The organism is Acidovorax sp. GW460-11-11-14-LB4 (assembly GCF_059423685.1).
Genome location: NZ_JBWKYJ010000030.1, coordinates 1 through 16,438, shown reverse-complemented (window position 1 = coordinate 16,438; position 16,438 = coordinate 1). Strand labels below are relative to the sequence as shown.

Here is a 16,438-nt window from a genome sequence, read left to right as displayed (position 1 = left end):
ATGATCCAGGTCTCCAAACTTCTCCCCCAAGGCCAAGGCCTCGCTCCCGTGCTGCTCAAGCGCGCCACCACCATCGAGCTGGACTGGGACGTGCGCCAGAAAAGCCGCTTTGCAGCCACCGACTCGGCCGGACGCGAACTGGGCATCTTCCTGCCCCGTGGCACCCTGGTGCGCGGCGGCGATGTGCTGGTGGCCGAAGACGGTTCCATGGTGCGCGTGATCGCAGCGCCGCAGCCGGTGCTGGTCATCACCCACTGCCAACAACACGGCACACCGTTTGACCTGACCCGCGCCGCCTACCACCTGGGCAACCGCCACGTGCCCATCGAGCTGCAGCCCGACCACCTCAAGATCGAACCTGACCACGTGCTGGCCGACATGCTGCGCGCCATGCACCTCATCGTGAACGAGCAAAACCTGCCGTTTGAACCCGAAGGCGGTGCCTATGCTGCGGGGCATGGCGGCGGGCACCACCATGGGGGTCACGGCCATAGCCACGATCCCGACCACGAGCATGGTCACGCGCACGACCATGGCCATGACCACAGGCACACTCACACAGAGGTACCGGCTGCGGCCGCGCCCCCAGCCCGAGGCCGCACGGTGTCCATCCCCGTGGTGGCCCTAGGGCACGTGCACGGCCCGAACTGCAACCACGACCACTGAGCCAACGCCCATGCGCCTGGACCGCCCCACGCCGCTGCCGGCCGCCAGCTTTTTGCAGCTGATGTGGCTGGCCTCCCCTGCACTGCCGGTGGGCGGGTTTTCTTATTCCGAGGGGCTGGAAAGCGCCATTGAAAATGTGGGCCTCGCCAGCGAAACCGCCGTGGGTGACTGGCTGCAGGACCAGCTCCACATCACGCAGGCCCGGGGCGACATGGCCCTCATCGCCAAGGCTGTGGGTGCGTGGCGGCGCGCCGACTGGGCGCATGTGCGCGAACTCAACGACTGGGTGCTGCACACCCGAGAAACGAGCGAACTGCGCCTGCAGACCGAGCAAATGGGCCGATCGATGGCCGACTGGCTGCGCAATCAGAACCAGGGCGACGAGACCCTGATGCCCGCCGTGCGCCACCTGGCCGCATTGCCCCCCACCTACCCTGTGGCATTCGCACTGGCCGCCTCTGCCACCCAGGCGCCCGTGCGCGACGTCCTGCTGGCCTACGCTTTCGGCTGGGCGGAGAACATGGTGCAGGCCGCCCTCAAATCCATGCAGCTGGGCCAAAGCGCTGGCCAGCGCATCCTGGCCCGGCTGGCCGATGCCATCCCCGCCGCAGCCGACCATGCCATCGGGCTGATGGACAGCGAGCGCCAGGCCTTTTCGCCAATGCTCGCCATCCTGTCAGCCCAGCACGAAACCCAATACTCCCGCCTCTTCCGATCATGACCACCAGCAACCTGCACCACATCCCGAACCGCACCAAGAACCTGCCGCCCCTGCGCGTAGGCATCGGCGGCCCCGTAGGCTCCGGCAAAACCACGCTGCTGGAGATGCTGTGCAAGACCATGCGCGATGACTACGACCTCATCGCCATCACCAACGACATCTACACCAAGGAAGACCAGCGCCTGCTCACCGTGAGCGGCGCGCTGCCCGCCGAGCGCATCCTGGGCGTGGAAACCGGCGGCTGCCCCCACACCGCCATCCGCGAGGACTGCTCCATCAACCTCGAAGCCATCGACCGCATGCTGGGTGAGTTCCCCAACGCCGACATCGTGTTTGTGGAAAGCGGCGGCGACAACCTGGCCGCCACCTTCAGCCCCGAGCTGAGCGACCTCACCATCTACGTCATCGACGTGGCCGCTGGCGAAAAAATCCCCCGCAAGGGCGGCCCTGGCATCACCAAAAGCGACCTGTTCATCATCAACAAGACCGACCTGGCCCCCCACGTAGGCGCCAACCTGGATGTGATGCACGCCGACACCACCCGCATGCGCACCAACGCCCAGGGCCTCAAGCCGTTTGTGATGACCAATCTCAAAACCCTGGCCGGCGTGGCCGATGTGGTCAAGTTCATCGAGACCCGGGGCATGCTGAAAAAATCAGCACCCGCAGTCGGCTAGAATTCGCGCCTTCTCTCCCGGAGACTTGGGTGAGTGGTTTAAACCAGCAGTCTTGAAAACTGCCGACGGGCAACCGTCCGTGAGTTCGAATCTCACAGTCTCCGCCAGTTCTTGGCCCGGCGCAGCTACAACAGCGAAATGTGCGCAAAGGCCAGTACAGCAACATTTCTATTGCTGCCCCCTCCCCCAACCCGATTCACAAGAACGCATCCGCCCCCTAGACTGCGTTTTTACTGAACCTTGCCGCATCCATGGGCAGGACTGAGAAATTGGGTGTGGGCCTGCGGCCTGAAGTGACCAGCCATGTCGAGGAGAGAAAGATGTTGTCGTCCGCCCTCTACGCATCGTTCTTTTTCACGGTGGCCCTGCTGGTCACCACCGCCTACTTCTTGATGGGCGGTCTGCCGCTTCTTACGCTAAAACATGACACCCCACTGGACGCGCGGTTCGTTCGGGGGTTTTTCAACGTGTACTACCGTGCTGCGTTCTGGGCGTCGCTGGGGGCATTTGTCAGTTATGCGCTTTGGGGCAGGTACCCCTTTGCCATCGGCGTGGCGGTCAATGCCTGCATCGTCTCGCTACTGCGCAAGCACTTGTTGCAAGCCATGCAGCAGCTCGGTGCACAGATCGAGGCGAGTAGCGACGGAGCGATTCACCACTTTCGCCGCGTGCATTCGGCGGCGCTCTTCGTCAACCTGGTTCAGCTGGTGGCGATCGTTTGGGGGCTGTTGTGGTTGTCCCAGCAGCTCAAGTAGACCTCCCGGTGGGGTGCCACGCCGGGCCTGTGCCCTGCGTGTGGCCTTTCTTTCACCTCGCCAGTCCCGCTCCCTGCGGTGCGATGGGGGTCAAATCTTCAGGGCGGCACACCTCTTCGCTGTGCGCCAACCGAATCCACAGGCCGGTGCGTTTGATGATGACGTAGTCCACGCTCACCGTTCTGCCTTTGTAGAGAAATTGCGTGCCGGGTTTGTACAGAATCATTCTTGTGATGTAGCGCGCTGGGATGGCTGGGTGATGACGGCATCGCCCGTACCGCAATGGTGCCGACAGATGGACACTGGGGCTTCGCGGCTCGGCAAAAGGCCTACGGCGCAGTCGCTTTTTCACCCCCGTGTTGATGCCTTAGGGCGGGCAAAAAAAAGCCCGCAGGCTGCGGGCTTAACACTTGCGCGATGCAAGCGGGAGGGATGTCGAGGGGATCGACAGACCAATGTTAGGACGGTGACCAATGTGGGCATGTAGGACAGGACCGATTCCTCCAAGCTCCGTCGATCAGCAGCAGAAAGGGATCGTGGGTTAAGCGCCCGGGCAGCCCAACGTTCACGTTCCGTAAATCCTTGCGCAGCCCCGCCCCGTGCCCTTGGCCAGGTACATCGCGGAATCGGCCTTGCGCAGGAGTTCTTCGGCCTCGGTGCCGTCACCGGGCGACAGGACAATACCGATGGACGCGCCGATTTGCAGCGCATGCGCTTCGATCTCGGTGGGCCGGCCCAGGGCTTGAACCAGACGGTCGGCCAGGCGGTACGCACTGTCACCGTCCGATACGCCCCGCTGCAGCAACGCGAACTCATCGCCGCCCAGGCGCGCCACCACATCGTCCTCGCGCGCGGCCTGCGTCAGTTGCCGGGCCACCCACACCAGCAACTGGTCACCTACGGCGTGCCCGTGGCGGTCATTGACGGGTTTGAACCCATCCAGATCCACGTACAAGACAGCGAAGCCACGGCCCGACCGGTGCACGTCGGTGGCTGCGGCCTGCAATGCTTGCAAAAAGGCGGTGCGGTTGAGCAAGCCCGTCAGGCCGTCGTGCTCTGCCACATGGCGGATCTGCTGCTCGGCCTGCTTGCGCTGGGTGACGTCGGTGAAGGTGCGCAGCGCGCCGCCGCCTTTGATGGGCACGGTCTGGACCTCCAGGATGCGCCCGTCGGGCCGGGGACGGTCATACACCTGGGGCTGATCGACCCCGCCATTGCTGTGTCGCAGCAGGTCCTGCACTTCCTGCGATGCGCCCTGGAATTCGCCACGAGCCCGCAGGTAGGCCAGCACATTCACCAGCGTGGGCTTGGATGCCATCAGCTCGGCCGGCAGGTCCAGCAGTTCCATGGCCCGGCGGTTGCACAGCTCGACCACCCCCGTGGCGCTGATCTTGGCCACGCCCTGGTCCATGTGCTCCAGCGTGGCTTCGAGCAGGATGGATTTCTCCCGCAATTGCGCCTCGCTGTCGCGGGCGCTGCGTTCGGCCTGCGCCAGCAAGCGCTGCTGGCGCTTGAGCTCGGTGATGTCCACATGGGCGTAGAACACCGTGCCGTCGCTGCCCTGCTTGGCGATGACGCGGCTCCAGCGGCTGCGTGGCAAAGGCACTTCAAACGGCGCCCCCGCAAAACGCATGTGCTCCTGCAAGGTCGAAAGACCGTCGTAAAACGGTGCCATGTCGCCCTCACCCCCGACGGACCATGCGTGGCGGTACACCTCGTCAAACGCCAGACCCATTGCGGCAGCGCGGTCTGGCAGGTGGTACATCTGCATGAAGGGCTGATTGACCCACTGGATGCGCTGATCTTCGGCGCAGATCATCAGCCCATCGGGAATGCGGTCAAACAGTTCGGAGCTTTCAAACAGCGGACTGCGCAGGTAGCCGGGCTCATGGATTTCGGCCTCGGCCGGCGTGGCGAGCGTGGCTTGCGCGCTCTGCACCGGCAGCGCCTCGGCACGCCACAGGCGCACCCGCCCCACGCCTTCAATGGGCAACGACGACACATGCACGCGCAGCCCCCGGTGATCGAAGCTGTAGGGGCGGGTCTGCGCCCGGTGGCGCTCGACCCCGGCGGTGATGTAGCGCTCGATGTTGGGCAGTTCCTGGGCATCGAGCCGCTGGTTATAGAAGCGGCGCAGGTTGGCTTCGTAGGGCTCGCCCTCGTACACATGCCCCTCGTGCTCCGGGAAGAACTTGAAGAAGGTCCTGTTCCAGGCCACCGTGCGGTCGCTGTCGTCAAACGCGCACAGCGCCACGTCCAAACCATCCAGGGTGTCACCCAGGGCACGGATGAGGCGGAGGCGAGAAGCGTCAGGCATGGTCAGGAGGTTGGATACGGCACTGTCAGCACAAGCCCGTGCAACACACTGGCCCAGGTGGCAAGGGGTCTGCCAACGCCGACGCACAGCGCCGATCATTCCATTGTGCGGAACCGACTTACAGCAAACCGTCTGAGGGCCACGGACAAGCTGAAGGCAGCGGTTTGTGTTGCGCCAACACCACAATACCTTGATGCAAGTCAAGACTCAACCGAGACCAGCGCGGATGCCAAGCCCCGTCGTTACGGCTGGAAACTGATCCATAGCGTGACCGGAACCCTGTCGCGCCTGCGTTCCGCTATGGTGGGTGTTTTGTAACCCGGAGTGAGCTGCATGATGAAAAAAACCACCCCTTTTGCCGTCGCCTGTTGCCTGGCCCTGGGAGCAGCTGTGACTGGGTGTGCGGGTTACGGACAAACACCCGCACCACCCGCCAGCACGGCACCGACAGGCGCGGCGCCTGGAGGCATGTGCAATGCCCAGCCCGCGCAGTTTGCAGTGGGACAAAACAGCACGGCATCGATCGTGGAGTCTGCACGGCAGCGCTCGGGCGCGCAGACGGCGCGCATCCTGCGCCCAGGGCAAATCATCACCAAGGAATACGACACCCAGCGGCTGAACCTGGAGGTAGACGGCAATGGCCGCATCCTTGCGGCAAAGTGTGGCTGAGCTTGCCCCCGGCTGCTGACTGACCTGAGGGCCTGCCAACAATCTCCCGGGAGATCACAAACCGGCTTTGACGGAGCCTCAGTCAGTCCGCCAGGAACAGCTCCTGAAGATCGCTCAGAAAGTCAAAGCCCCGCTCGGTAGGCCGTACACGCGCCATGTCGCGCTCGATCAGGCCCTTGCGCTCGGCGGCCTCCAGGCCCTTGGCGATGGCGGTCAACGGCAGGCCTGTGCGGGCCATGAAGTCCTGCAGCGCAAAGCCTTCGCGCAGGCGCAGGGCGTTGAGCATGTACTCAAACGGCAGATCGGCGCGGCGCACCTCGTCGTCCTGCGCTACGGCATGGCCTGCCAGGGCGTTGTCCATGTAGCGCGCGGGGTCCCGAAAGCGCACCTGCCGCACCACGCGGTGCGCAAAGCTCAGCTTGCTGTGCGCACCCGCGCCGATGCCCAGGTAGTCGCCAAACTGCCAGTAGTTGGTGTTGTGAAAACACTGGTGGCCCGGCTGCGCATACGCAGAAATCTCGTACCGCGCCATGCCCGCCTGCCCCGTCATCTCCGTGATGCGGTCAAGCATGGCGTAGGCCTGGTCGTCCTCGGGGATGGCCGGGGGGAACTTGGCGAAGTAAGTGTTGGGCTCGATAGTGAGGTGGTAGATGGAGATGTGCGGCGGCTTGAAGGCCAGCGCCGTTCGCAGGTCCTGCTCCAGCTCTGGCAGCGTCTGGCCCGGCAGGGCGTACATGATGTCGAGGTTGAAGGTGTCGAAGGACGCAGCGGCCTCCTCCACCGCCGCCATCGCCTGGGAACGGTCGTGCACGCGGCCCAGGGCCTTCAGGTGCTGGTCGTTAAAGCTCTGCACCCCCACCGACAGGCGCGTGACGCCCGCCGCGCGGAAGGCGCGAAAACGGTCTTTCTCGAACGTACCGGGGTTGGCCTCCATCGTGATCTCGCAATCTGGCTCCAGCCGCAGGCGGGCGCGAATGTCGCCGATCAGCCGGTCGATGGCTGCCGGCGAAAACAGGCTGGGCGTGCCGCCGCCGATGAAGATGCTGTGCACGGACCGCCCCCAGACCAGGGGCAGCGCGGCCTCCAGGTCGGCCATCAGAGCATCGATGTAGCGCTGCTCGGGCACCTCGCCGCCGGTGGCATCCGCGCGAAATTCGTGCGAGTTGAAGTCGCAGTACGGACATTTCTTGAGGCACCAGGGCAGGTGCACGTACAGCGACAGCGGCGGCAGGCTGGGCAGCTGCAACAGGCCCGGGCGCATGTAGTGCTGGATGTCGCGCACCACTGCAGGTTCGGCCTCGGCCTGTGGCGTGATCGGAATATGAACCACGGTCAGCGCCCTTCTACAACCAGCGTTCGCGCATCAGCGCCAGCATCTGTGCGGCCGATCGGCCCCGGTGGCTGTGGGCATTTTTCACCTCCACAGGCAGCTCGGCAAAGGTCTTGCCGAACTCGGGGATGAACATCACGGGGTCGAAGCCAAAGCCGTTGCTGCCCCGGGGTTCGGTGGTGATCTCGCCCACCACGCGGCCCACGGCAATCAGCGGCTCCGGGTCTTGCGGGCTGCGCACGGCGACCAGGGTGCTGACCATGGCGGCGCGGCGGTTGGTCACGCCTTGCAGTTGCTCCAGCAGGGCGCGCACGTTGTTGTCGTCGCTTTTCTCGTAGCCGAACTGGGTGCAGTAATACGCGGTGTCCACGCCCGGCAGGCCGCCAAAAGCGTCCACACACATGCCAGCATCGTCGGCCAATGCGGGCAGGCCCGTGTGTTCGGATGCAAACCGTGCCTTGGCCAGGGCGTTTTCGACAAAGGTGCGGAAAGGCTCCTCGGCCTCACCCACACCCAGGTCGGCCTGCCGCACCAGCTCCACGCCCAGGGGCGCAAACATGGCCTGCAACTCGGCCAGTTTGCCGCGGTTATTGGATGCCAGAACAATTTTCATGGTCAAAATGGCCGCAAGCGCTAGTGAAATATGCGCAAGCAGCTATCAATTAAGGAGTATTTTGCAGGGCTTGCTGCTGCAGCTGCACCAGCTGGGCGATGCCCTGTTCGGCCAGCCCCAGCAGTTGGTCCATCTCGGCGCGGGTAAAGGCCACGCCTTCGGCTGTGCCCTGCACCTCCACATAGTGGCCCGCGCCCGTCATCACGACGTTCATGTCGGTGTCGCAATCCACGTCCTCCACATATTCCAGGTCCAGCAGCGGCGAGCCCTGCACGATGCCCACCGAGATCGCCGCCACGGGCTGCAGCAGCGGCGACTGGGCGATCTTGCCGCTGGCCAGCAGCTGGTTGACCGCATCCTGGGCCGCGACCCAGGCGCCCGTGATGGCGGCGGTGCGCGTGCCGCCATCGGCCTGGATCACGTCGCAGTCGAGCTGGATGGTGCGCTCGCCCAGCAGTTGGAGGTCAAACACGGCACGCAGGCTGCGGCCGATGAGGCGCTGGATCTCCTGCGTGCGGCCGGTCTGCTTGCCCCGTGCGGCCTCGCGGTCGCTGCGGGTGTGGGTGGCGCGCGGCAGCATGCCGTACTCCGCCGTGACCCAGCCCTCGCCGCTACCGCGCTTGTGCGGGGGCACACGCTCTTCCACCGAGGCGGTGCAGAGCACCTTGGTGTTGCCAAACTCGATCAGCACCGAGCCTTCGGCGTGCATGGTGTAGTGGCGCGTGATGCGCACAGGGCGCAGTTGGTTGGCGGCGCGGTTGCCGGTGCGGATGAAGTTGGTCATGTGATTCTCTGTATGGAGCGGGTCGCCCACCTGCGCCATGAGGTGGGCGATGGAAGGCGAAAAAACCTGGTTCCATGCATTCGCATGGAGGGAGCCTGGATGCAACCCACAGCGCCGATGGCAGTTCAGGCCTTGCGGGCAGCAGAGCGACGGATGGCTTCGTTGATTTCGGCGATCGACCGCTCGATGGCCGCATCGTCTAGGTCATCCACCAGCCCATCGAGCGGGCCCGCCTGGATGGTGGACGCAAACACGTCGTCGCTGATGCTGTCCGTGGACACCCCTTGGGTGGACTCGAACGCATCTGGCGTCTCCCACTCCAGAGCCACCACGGTCACGTTGTCACTGCTGTCCCCGGCTTTGCGAAGGGCATCTTCCACCAGCTCGGGCACAGCGTGCGACACGGTGTTGCGGCCCAGTTGCTTGGCGATGTCTTCGTCGCTGAGCGTGCCCCACAGGCCGTCTGAGCACAACAGAATGCGGTCGCCCTGCTCCAGGTACACAGGGCCGGTGATGTCGTAAATGGGCTTGGTGGGCGAACCCAGGCAGGTGAACAGCACGTTGCGGTTGATCTTGTCCAGACCAGGGGGCGGCGTGTTGCGCAGCTCCATGTACGAGTGGTCCCGCGTACGGGTCAGCAGATCGCCATCGCGCACCATGTACAGGCGCGAGTCTCCACAATGGATCCAGGTGGCGGTACCGGCCTGCAACACCGCCGCGACCAAGGTGGTGCGCGGTGTGTCGAGCATGCCTTTCTCTGTGGCGTAGCGCAGGATCTGGTGGTGCGCCGCGAGCAACGCGCCGGACAGGAACTCCTGCACATCCTTGAGCTGGGGCTTGGCCTGGCGCTGGAACAGCGCCGAGATGGTCTGCAGCGCGATCTGTGCGGCCACTTCACCTTCAGGGTGGCCACCCATGCCGTCGGCCAATACAAACAGACCCGATTCGCGCGTGTAGCAATAGCCCATGCGGTCTTCGTTCTTCTCGCGGCCGCCACGGCGGCTGATCTGGAATACCGAGAACTTCATAAGGACTCACGCAAACAAGGATGCACCCGGGCGCCATCCGTGGATATGTACCTCGCCCGAACCCGCATTGCGTGCGTCTGGTTCATTTGGGCTTGGCTCCGATACCGGTGGCTTCACCCACCTTCTGCACATTTTTCTTGGTGTCAGACACCAGTGTGTCCAATTGCAGCCGCATCTTCTCGGCCACCGTGAGCTTGGTGTAGCGGCGCTCACCCTCACGGCTGAGCTCTTTCTGCAAGGCAAACACCGACTGGGGGCGGGACAGCGGGTCAAGCGCCATGCACCACTCCACCACCTCGATCAGGTTGTCGGAATACACGCCACGCAACTTGGTCAGGGCGAGCGACAGGCGGTCCTTGTCCACGCGCTGCGGCGCCTCGTTGGGCGGAAAGCCCTGCATGCAAGCGTAAATGCAGGCGCCGATGGCGTAGATGTCGGTCCACGGCCCCATCTGCGAATCGCGCCGGTACATCTCGGGCGCAGCAAAGCCGGGGGTGTACATGGGGCGGATGAAGTTGCCTTCCTTGCTCAGCACCTCGCGGGCCGCGCCGAAGTCGATCATCACGGCCTTGTTGTCGTCGGTGATGAAGATGTTGGCGGGCTTGATGTCCAGGTGCAGCATCTTGTGCTGGTGCACGATGCGCAGGCCGCGCAGCACTTCGTCGAACAACGAGCGGATGGTGGACTCGCGGAACACCTTCTGTGTCTTGAGGTCGCGGGCGGTGATGATGAAGTCCTGCAGGGTCGCGCCCTCCAGGTAGTTCATCACCATGTAAACGGTTTCGTTCTCGCGGAAGAAATTGAGCACGCTCACCACGGAGGCGTGCGAGATCTGGGCCAGCGAGCGCCCCTCTTCAAAGAAGCTCTTGAGCCCCAGACGGTACAGGGAGAGCTTTTCGGGCGGCACCTTCGGAAGCAACTCACCAGGAGCGCGGGTCGCCAGGGACGAAGGAAGGTACTCCTTGATGGCCACCTGCTGGCCTTCGGCGTCGAGGGCCAAGTATACCACACCAAAACCACCGGAGGACAACCGGCGCACCACACGGTAACCGCCAATTGCGGTATCGGGCGGCAAGGGGGCCGGTTTGATTTTTGACATATTTTGCGAAGATGATTCGGGGGTAAGGCGGAACCCGGATAATCGCCGGATCGCAAGCAACCATCAAAAAGTCCAATGCCAGTTTACAGCATGACCGGATACGCCAGCGCACAGCATGGCGCATCTGCCACTGGCGCTGAAACCGACGCCCGCGCCCCCCAGACGCGCCGGCTGGGACTGGAAATCCGATCCGTCAACAGCCGCTTTCTGGACCTGTCGTTTCGCCTGCCTGACGAGCTGCGCGCCATGGAGCCCTCGCTGCGCAGCCTGCTCACAGCGCGCCTGAAACGCGGCAAGGTCGAAGTGCGAGCCGCCCTCGACACCGACGACAGCAACAGCCTGCAAGACCCGCCAGCGCGACTGCTGCAACGGCTCAACTCTTTGCAGGACTCCGTCAGGGCCTGGCTGCCCAGCGCAGCCCCCCTCACCGTGGCCGACGCCTTGCGCCTGTGTGCCAATGCACATTCGGGCACCGAGGACTGGAGCGAAGCCGTTCCGGCCCTCGCCGAAGAAGCATTGACCGCCTTGCTGGCCGCCCGCGAACGTGAGGGCAAGCGCCTCGCAACCATGCTGCTGGATCGCGTCAAGCAGCTGCGGGCCTTGGCCGAACATGCGGTCCCCATGGTTCCGCTGCTGGTGGAGCAGCAACGCCTGCGCTTCATGGAGCGCTGGAAAGAGGCGATGGCCCTCACCGACGGTTCTACCCTCCCCGAGGCTGCCCGTGACCGCGCATTGACCGAGGCCACGGCGTTTGCCATCCGCATCGACGTGGCAGAAGAGATCACGCGGCTGGATTCGCACCTGGATGAAATCGAGCGCCTGCTGAAAAAGGGTGGCGAAGTGGGCAAACGCCTGGACTTCCTGATCCAGGAACTCCACCGCGAAGCCAACACGCTCGGCTCCAAATCTGCCGCGCTCGACCTCACCCGCATCAGCGTGGACATGAAGGTGCTGATCGAGCAGATGCGCGAGCAAGTGCAAAATATCGAATAACACTCATTTTTTGATAGCGCCTGGCGCACATCAACCATGGACTATCCAGGAAATCTCATCGTCGTGGCAGCACCCAGTGGTGCCGGCAAGTCCAGCTTGGTCAAGGCCTTGCTGGAGCTGGACTCGCATGTCCACCCCTCCATCTCGCACACCACCCGTGCGCCCCGCGGCCAGGAAAAGCACGGCCGCGAATACTTCTTCGCGTCGGAGTCCGAGTTCGACGCCATGGTGCAAGGCAACGCGTTTGTCGAATGGGCCCATGTGCACGGCAACCGCTATGGCACCTCCAAGAAAGCCATCGAAGAGCGCATTGCCCAGGGCTCAGATGTGATTCTGGAAATCGATTTCCAGGGCGCACTGCAGATCAAGCAGGCATTTGCCAATGCGGTGCTGGTTTTCATCCTCCCGCCCAGCTGGGAAGAACTGCGATCGCGGCTGGAGCGGCGGGGCGAAGACTCTGCGGATGTCATCGAAGTACGCCTCAAAAATGCCGCCATCGAGATGGCCCAGGTCAGCAAATTCGACTTCGTTATAATCAATGAGTTGTTTGAGCGCGCGCTTTTCGACCTGAAAGCAGTAGTTCACGCCCAGCGACTCAAGTACGCCGCTCAGCGCCGCGCCCGTGCTGACACCTTCCAGTCGCTCAATATCACCTGAATCCCCGGAGTAAACGATGGCACGCATCACCGTAGAAGACTGTCTGGAAAAGATCCCCAACCGCTTCCAGCTCGTACTGGCCGCCACGTACCGTGCCCGCATGCTCAGCCAGGGCCATGCTCCACGCATCGAAAGCCGCAACAAGCCCGCCGTGACTGCCCTGCGTGAAATCGCCGAAGGCAAAGTGGGTCTGGAGATGCTCAAGAAGGTTCCCGGTTGAACGTTCTGCTGGGCAATGCCCACCCAAAAGCACCGCGCCAGCGGTGCTTTTTTTTGCCCGAAAGCCCTCTGGCGCAGTCCCGCGCTACATTTAAGGCATGAACGCGGTGCTCAATTCACCTTCTGCAACGCAGCCCCGCCCGGGTGACCCATCTCCGGCAGGCAATCTCTCGGCAGCCGCTGCGGCCGCCAATGCGGCTGCGGCCAGCTTCGCCGCACTGACCGATAGCCTGGACTACCTGGACGCCGTCAGCATCGAGCAGGTGCGCCAGGCGTACCGTTTTGCCGACGAAGCCCACCTGGGGCAGCTGCGCAACAGCGGTGAGCCCTACATCACCCATCCTATTGCAGTGGCTGCGCAGTGCGCGGCGTGGAAGCTCGATGCCCAGGCGCTGATGGCCGCGCTGCTGCACGACGCCATGGAAGACTGCGGCGTGACCAAGGCCGACCTGATCGACCGGTTTGGCGCCCCGGTGGCCGAACTGGTGGATGGTCTTACCAAACTGGACAAACTGCAGTTCAACACTCGCGAAGAAAATCAGGCCGAGTCGTTCCGCAAAATGCTGCTGGCCATGGCGCGTGATGTACGCGTCATCCTCATCAAGCTGGCCGACCGAACGCACAACATGCGCACGCTGTCGGACATGCCGCGCAGCAAATGGGGCCGCATCTCGTCCGAGACGCTGGAAATTTACGCGCCCATTGCTCACCGCCTGGGCCTGAATCAGACCTATCGTGAGCTGCAGGACCTGGCCTTCCGACACCTGCACCCCTGGCGCTATGCCACACTGGCCAAGGCCGTCAACAAATCCCGCAACCGCCGGCGCGATCTGGTTCAGAAGGTGCAGGCCGAAGTGGATGCCGCCTTCTCCAAGATCGGCATGAAGGTGCGCCTAGCTGGCCGCGAGAAAACGCTGTATGCCATCTATCAAAAGATGGACCTCAAGCACCTGAGCTTTGCCCAGGTGACGGACATCTATGGCTTTCGAGTCATCGTGCCGACTGTGACCGATTGCTACACCGCCTTGGGTGTACTGCACCAGATGTACAAGCCGGTACCTGGAAAGTTCAAGGACCATATTGCCATTGCCAAACTCAACGGCTATCAGTCTCTGCACACCACCCTGGTGGGGCCCTCGGGCGTGAACATCGAGTTCCAGATGCGCACCGATGAGATGCACGTGATTGCCGAAGCCGGCGTGGCAGCACACTGGCTGTACAAGGCCCAGGACGGAGAAGGTACGGCAGCCGAGCGCCTTGGCACCAAGTGGCTGCAGTCCTTGCTGGACATACAGAACGAAACGCGGGATGCGGCGGAGTTCTGGGATCACGTCAAGGTGGACCTGTTTCCCGATGCGGTCTACGTCTTCACACCCAAAAGCCAGATCATGGCGTTGCCGCGCGGCGCCACGGTGGTGGACTTTGCCTATGCCATTCACAGCAATGTGGGTGACCGGACGACCGCCGCCAAGATCAATAACGAGCAGGTTCCGCTGCGCACCGAACTCAAGAACGGGGATGTGGTGGAGATCATCACCGACCCCGTTTCCACACCCAACCCAGCGTGGCTTGGTTTTGTGCGCACGGGCCGGGCACGGTCCAAGATCCGCCATTACCTCAAAACCTTGGCCCAAACCGAGTCCGAAGGGCTGGGTGAAAAACTGTTGACTCAAGCCATCCGAGCGGAAGGCCTCGAACAACTGCCCCCCGTCAGCGCTGAGACCCAACCGCTGTGGGACAAGCTGCTGCGCTTCACCGGCAATCGCACGCGCAGCGAGCTGATGACCGATCTGGGCCTGGGCAAACGCATTGCCAGCATCGTCGCCAAACGGTTGATGGTGCTGATGTCGGAGCATGGCCACCGTCCGGATGCTCTGCTTATGACTCGTGAGCGCTACACATCTCACGAAACCCTGTCGCAAGGGGCCGTCACGCTGGATGGCAGCGAGAATGCCTCTGTGCAATATGCCACCTGCTGCCGTCCCGTGCCGGGCGACAGCATCGTCGGTTATCTGGGCCGCGGTGAGGGACTGGTAGTACACAACGCACATTGCAGTGTCGCCAAACGTCTGCAGCATAAAGACAGCGAACGCTTCATTGCCGTGGACTGGTCGGACGAGCCCACCCGACTGTTCGAAACGGGCGTGGTCGTTACCGTGAACAACGGCAAGGGGGTGCTGGCACGCGTGGCAGCGGAGCTTGCCAATTCAGAGGCCGACATCACCCACGTGGACATGGACGATGAGGCAGCCTTGGACACCACGGATCTGCGATTCATCGTGGCGGTTCGCGATCAGGCCCATCTCGAGCTGGCATTGCGCAACCTGCGCCGCACACAGGCTGTGCTGCGTGCAGCCAGGATCACTCCACAACCCTGAAACCTCAGCACGGCACCAAGCCCTGAGGTCCATACAACAGACGCGCAGGTCGGCGTCTGTGTGAGAACGGGCTACGTAGCGACACTACGAGGCGGGTACTGCACCTCCACCACCTCCAAATGGCGCACTCCACCCGGCGTGGGTAACTGCACCTCGTCCCCAACGCGCGCCTTCAGCAGCGCCCGGGCCACAGGTGAAATCCAACTGACCTGACCCATACGGCTGTCGGCCTCGTCGATGCCCATGATGGTGATCGTGCGCTCACCATCCTCGTCGTCAGAGTAGGTAACGGTAGCCCCAAAGAAGACCTGCTCACTGCCTGCATGCAAACTGGGATCCACCACTTCGGCAATCTCCAGCCGCTTGGTCAAAAAACGGATGCGCCGATCAATTTCGCGCAGGCGCTTCTTGCCGTAAAGGTAGTCGCCGTTTTCAGACCGGTCTCCGTTGCTGGCAGCCCAGTGCACCACATCCACGATCTTCGGCCGCTCGTTGTCTATGAGATCCAACAGCTCCGCCCTTAGACGCGCATACCCAGACGGGGTGATGTAGTTTTTGCCGCCCGGTGGCAAAGGAGGTAGTGCCAATCCTTCGTCATCGTCAGCACTGTCGGTTTCCTTGGTAAAAGCCTTGCTCATTGCCAGAACTCTCCAATCAGCGCAAAGCGCCTGGACAAATGAAAAAGCCTGCAATCTCACGATTGCAGGCTTTAAACATTGGTGCGGCTGGCAGGAATCGAACCCACGACCCCTTGGTTCGTAGCCCGCCGAAACCAAACATACCCCTGCAAAAACAACGACTTACGGCGCCCACACCCTGTAGTTCTGCACAGAGCTGCAGGGGCCTGCGTGAACCACTCACGCAAAAGTCACGCACCCATTATCGACCACACAGCCCCACCAGGTGGCCCTGCTGCGGCCGTGGATAGGAACCCCGGCGAAATGCTCACGTTCTCTACGCGCATGCAGGCGCACGGCGCGCGAGAGGTTCCGCCTTCCCAGAATTCCGGTGGGGGTTCGGGGCGGCCCTGATTTTCCTAACCACACCAGCAGAAAGCCCGGAAAGCCGCGCCAGTGCTTGCTCTGCGCTTTGCCATCAACCCTGATATTTATCTAATTTCAATCTAATCACATTAGGGTAATTGGTACTGACTGCGTCTGTTGAAAATAGTCAATGAAATCAACAGGTTAGACAGTCACCCTAATTTAGATCAGCCCAAATCAGAACCTGTCCTAACCAACCAAAGCTAGGCCTGGAGCGGCTTCCCAGGCAGTTTTCAGCAGTCATCAGGGAATCAGGTTTCCCCCGAACCTGAACTGGAATGCCTGGTGGCCGTGTTGAAACCACCGGGCGGGGGCGACTGCCCTACCTGCGATGCAAAACCCGTCAAAGACCGTCGCAGATCCGCACCAGAAAACGCCCGAGAGAGGCGCGCCGGGCTTTGTTTACCCCTGGTCCGTCTTCACCGTCGAAAGCGACACATTAAGCGGGCGGGCGCGGCGGGGTCTCGACCGCGCGCTAGGGGTGGTGGG

17 protein-coding genes and 1 tRNA gene are annotated in these 16,438 nt (G+C 62.8%); 10 read left to right on the top strand and 8 right to left on the bottom strand.

The features are described 5' to 3' along the window. The 5 genes from ureE to AC07X4_RS12645 all read left to right on the top strand — a co-directional run bounded on the left by ureE (position 1) and on the right by AC07X4_RS12645 (position 2,819). Positions 1 to 666: an urease accessory protein UreE gene (gene ureE / locus AC07X4_RS12665; RefSeq protein ID WP_494740241.1), complete on the top strand. Its 666-nt coding sequence runs from the start codon at positions 1 to 3 to the stop codon at positions 664 to 666. Positions 667 to 676: 10 nt separating this feature from the next. Continuing rightward, positions 677 to 1,387 (top strand): urease accessory protein UreF, encoded by a 711-nt coding sequence (locus AC07X4_RS12660; protein WP_494740240.1) that lies wholly within the window; start codon positions 677 to 679, stop codon positions 1,385 to 1,387. Further along, positions 1,384 to 2,064, top strand: a complete 681-nt coding sequence (gene ureG, locus AC07X4_RS12655) for an urease accessory protein UreG (RefSeq protein ID WP_099729393.1) — start codon at positions 1,384 to 1,386, stop codon at positions 2,062 to 2,064. The genes AC07X4_RS12660 and ureG overlap by 4 nt, the downstream gene beginning before the upstream one ends. Positions 2,065 to 2,083: 19 nt before the next feature. Then, positions 2,084 to 2,171, top strand: a tRNA-Ser gene (locus AC07X4_RS12650). Between the two features lie 144 nt (positions 2,172 to 2,315). Continuing rightward, positions 2,316 to 2,819: a hypothetical protein gene (locus tag AC07X4_RS12645; RefSeq protein ID WP_233193800.1), complete on the top strand. Its 504-nt coding sequence runs from the start codon at positions 2,316 to 2,318 to the stop codon at positions 2,817 to 2,819. Positions 2,820 to 2,871: 52 nt separating this feature from the next. Here AC07X4_RS12645 and AC07X4_RS12640 read toward each other — a convergent pair whose 3' ends face one another. Next, positions 2,872 to 3,045 carry a hypothetical protein gene (locus AC07X4_RS12640; protein WP_165836546.1) on the bottom strand — a complete coding sequence of 58 codons (174 nt, stop codon included), beginning with the start codon at positions 3,043 to 3,045 and terminating at the stop codon, positions 2,872 to 2,874. Positions 3,046 to 3,384: 339 nt separating this feature from the next. Further along, positions 3,385 to 5,136 carry a PAS-domain containing protein gene (locus tag AC07X4_RS12635; protein WP_494740239.1) on the bottom strand — a complete coding sequence of 584 codons (1,752 nt, stop codon included), beginning with the start codon at positions 5,134 to 5,136 and terminating at the stop codon, positions 3,385 to 3,387. 336 nt (positions 5,137 to 5,472) lie between these two features. Here AC07X4_RS12635 and AC07X4_RS12630 point away from each other — a divergent pair, with 336 nt between their 5' ends. Next, complete coding sequence (locus tag AC07X4_RS12630) at positions 5,473 to 5,805, top strand: I78 family peptidase inhibitor (RefSeq protein ID WP_369882092.1); 333 nt, start codon at positions 5,473 to 5,475, stop codon at positions 5,803 to 5,805. Between the two features lie 82 nt (positions 5,806 to 5,887). Here AC07X4_RS12630 and hemW read toward each other — a convergent pair whose 3' ends face one another. The 5 genes from hemW to AC07X4_RS12605 all read right to left on the bottom strand — a co-directional run bounded on the left by hemW (position 5,888) and on the right by AC07X4_RS12605 (position 10,659). Continuing rightward, positions 5,888 to 7,066: a radical SAM family heme chaperone HemW gene (gene hemW, locus AC07X4_RS12625; protein ID WP_494740257.1), complete on the bottom strand. Its 1,179-nt coding sequence runs from the start codon at positions 7,064 to 7,066 to the stop codon at positions 5,888 to 5,890. A gap of 82 nt (positions 7,067 to 7,148) precedes the next feature. Beyond that, complete coding sequence (rdgB, locus tag AC07X4_RS12620; protein WP_056641312.1) at positions 7,149 to 7,748, bottom strand: RdgB/HAM1 family non-canonical purine NTP pyrophosphatase; 600 nt, start codon at positions 7,746 to 7,748, stop codon at positions 7,149 to 7,151. Positions 7,749 to 7,797: 49 nt separating this feature from the next. Beyond that, on the bottom strand, positions 7,798 to 8,532 hold the full coding sequence (rph, locus tag AC07X4_RS12615; RefSeq protein WP_494740238.1) for a ribonuclease PH: 735 nt from the start codon (positions 8,530 to 8,532) through the stop codon (positions 7,798 to 7,800). 125 nt (positions 8,533 to 8,657) lie between these two features. Beyond that, the gene (locus tag AC07X4_RS12610; protein WP_056747320.1) at positions 8,658 to 9,560 is read right to left on the bottom strand and encodes a PP2C family protein-serine/threonine phosphatase; all 903 of its coding nucleotides are present in this window, start codon (positions 9,558 to 9,560) and stop codon (positions 8,658 to 8,660) included. An 82-nt stretch (positions 9,561 to 9,642) separates the two neighbouring features. Beyond that, positions 9,643 to 10,659 carry a serine/threonine protein kinase gene (locus AC07X4_RS12605; protein WP_015012787.1) on the bottom strand — a complete coding sequence of 339 codons (1,017 nt, stop codon included), beginning with the start codon at positions 10,657 to 10,659 and terminating at the stop codon, positions 9,643 to 9,645. A gap of 90 nt (positions 10,660 to 10,749) precedes the next feature. On the opposite strand from AC07X4_RS12605, the gene AC07X4_RS12600 reads away from it, so the two are divergent. The 4 genes from AC07X4_RS12600 to AC07X4_RS12585 all read left to right on the top strand — a co-directional run bounded on the left by AC07X4_RS12600 (position 10,750) and on the right by AC07X4_RS12585 (position 14,906). Further along, positions 10,750 to 11,652: a YicC/YloC family endoribonuclease gene (locus AC07X4_RS12600; RefSeq protein ID WP_494740237.1), complete on the top strand. Its 903-nt coding sequence runs from the start codon at positions 10,750 to 10,752 to the stop codon at positions 11,650 to 11,652. 36 nt (positions 11,653 to 11,688) lie between these two features. Then, positions 11,689 to 12,309, top strand: a complete 621-nt coding sequence (gmk, locus tag AC07X4_RS12595) for a guanylate kinase (protein WP_056060545.1) — start codon at positions 11,689 to 11,691, stop codon at positions 12,307 to 12,309. A gap of 16 nt (positions 12,310 to 12,325) precedes the next feature. Then, complete coding sequence (gene rpoZ, locus AC07X4_RS12590; protein ID WP_005794722.1) at positions 12,326 to 12,529, top strand: DNA-directed RNA polymerase subunit omega; 204 nt, start codon at positions 12,326 to 12,328, stop codon at positions 12,527 to 12,529. 97 nt (positions 12,530 to 12,626) lie between these two features. After that, entirely contained in the window at positions 12,627 to 14,906 is a 2,280-nt protein-coding gene (locus AC07X4_RS12585; protein ID WP_494740236.1) for a RelA/SpoT family protein, read from the top strand. Between the two features lie 71 nt (positions 14,907 to 14,977). Here AC07X4_RS12585 and greB read toward each other — a convergent pair whose 3' ends face one another. Then, the gene (gene greB / locus AC07X4_RS12580) at positions 14,978 to 15,544 is read right to left on the bottom strand and encodes a transcription elongation factor GreB (RefSeq protein WP_121943654.1); all 567 of its coding nucleotides are present in this window, start codon (positions 15,542 to 15,544) and stop codon (positions 14,978 to 14,980) included. Between the last annotated feature and the right edge of the window lie 894 nt (positions 15,545 to 16,438).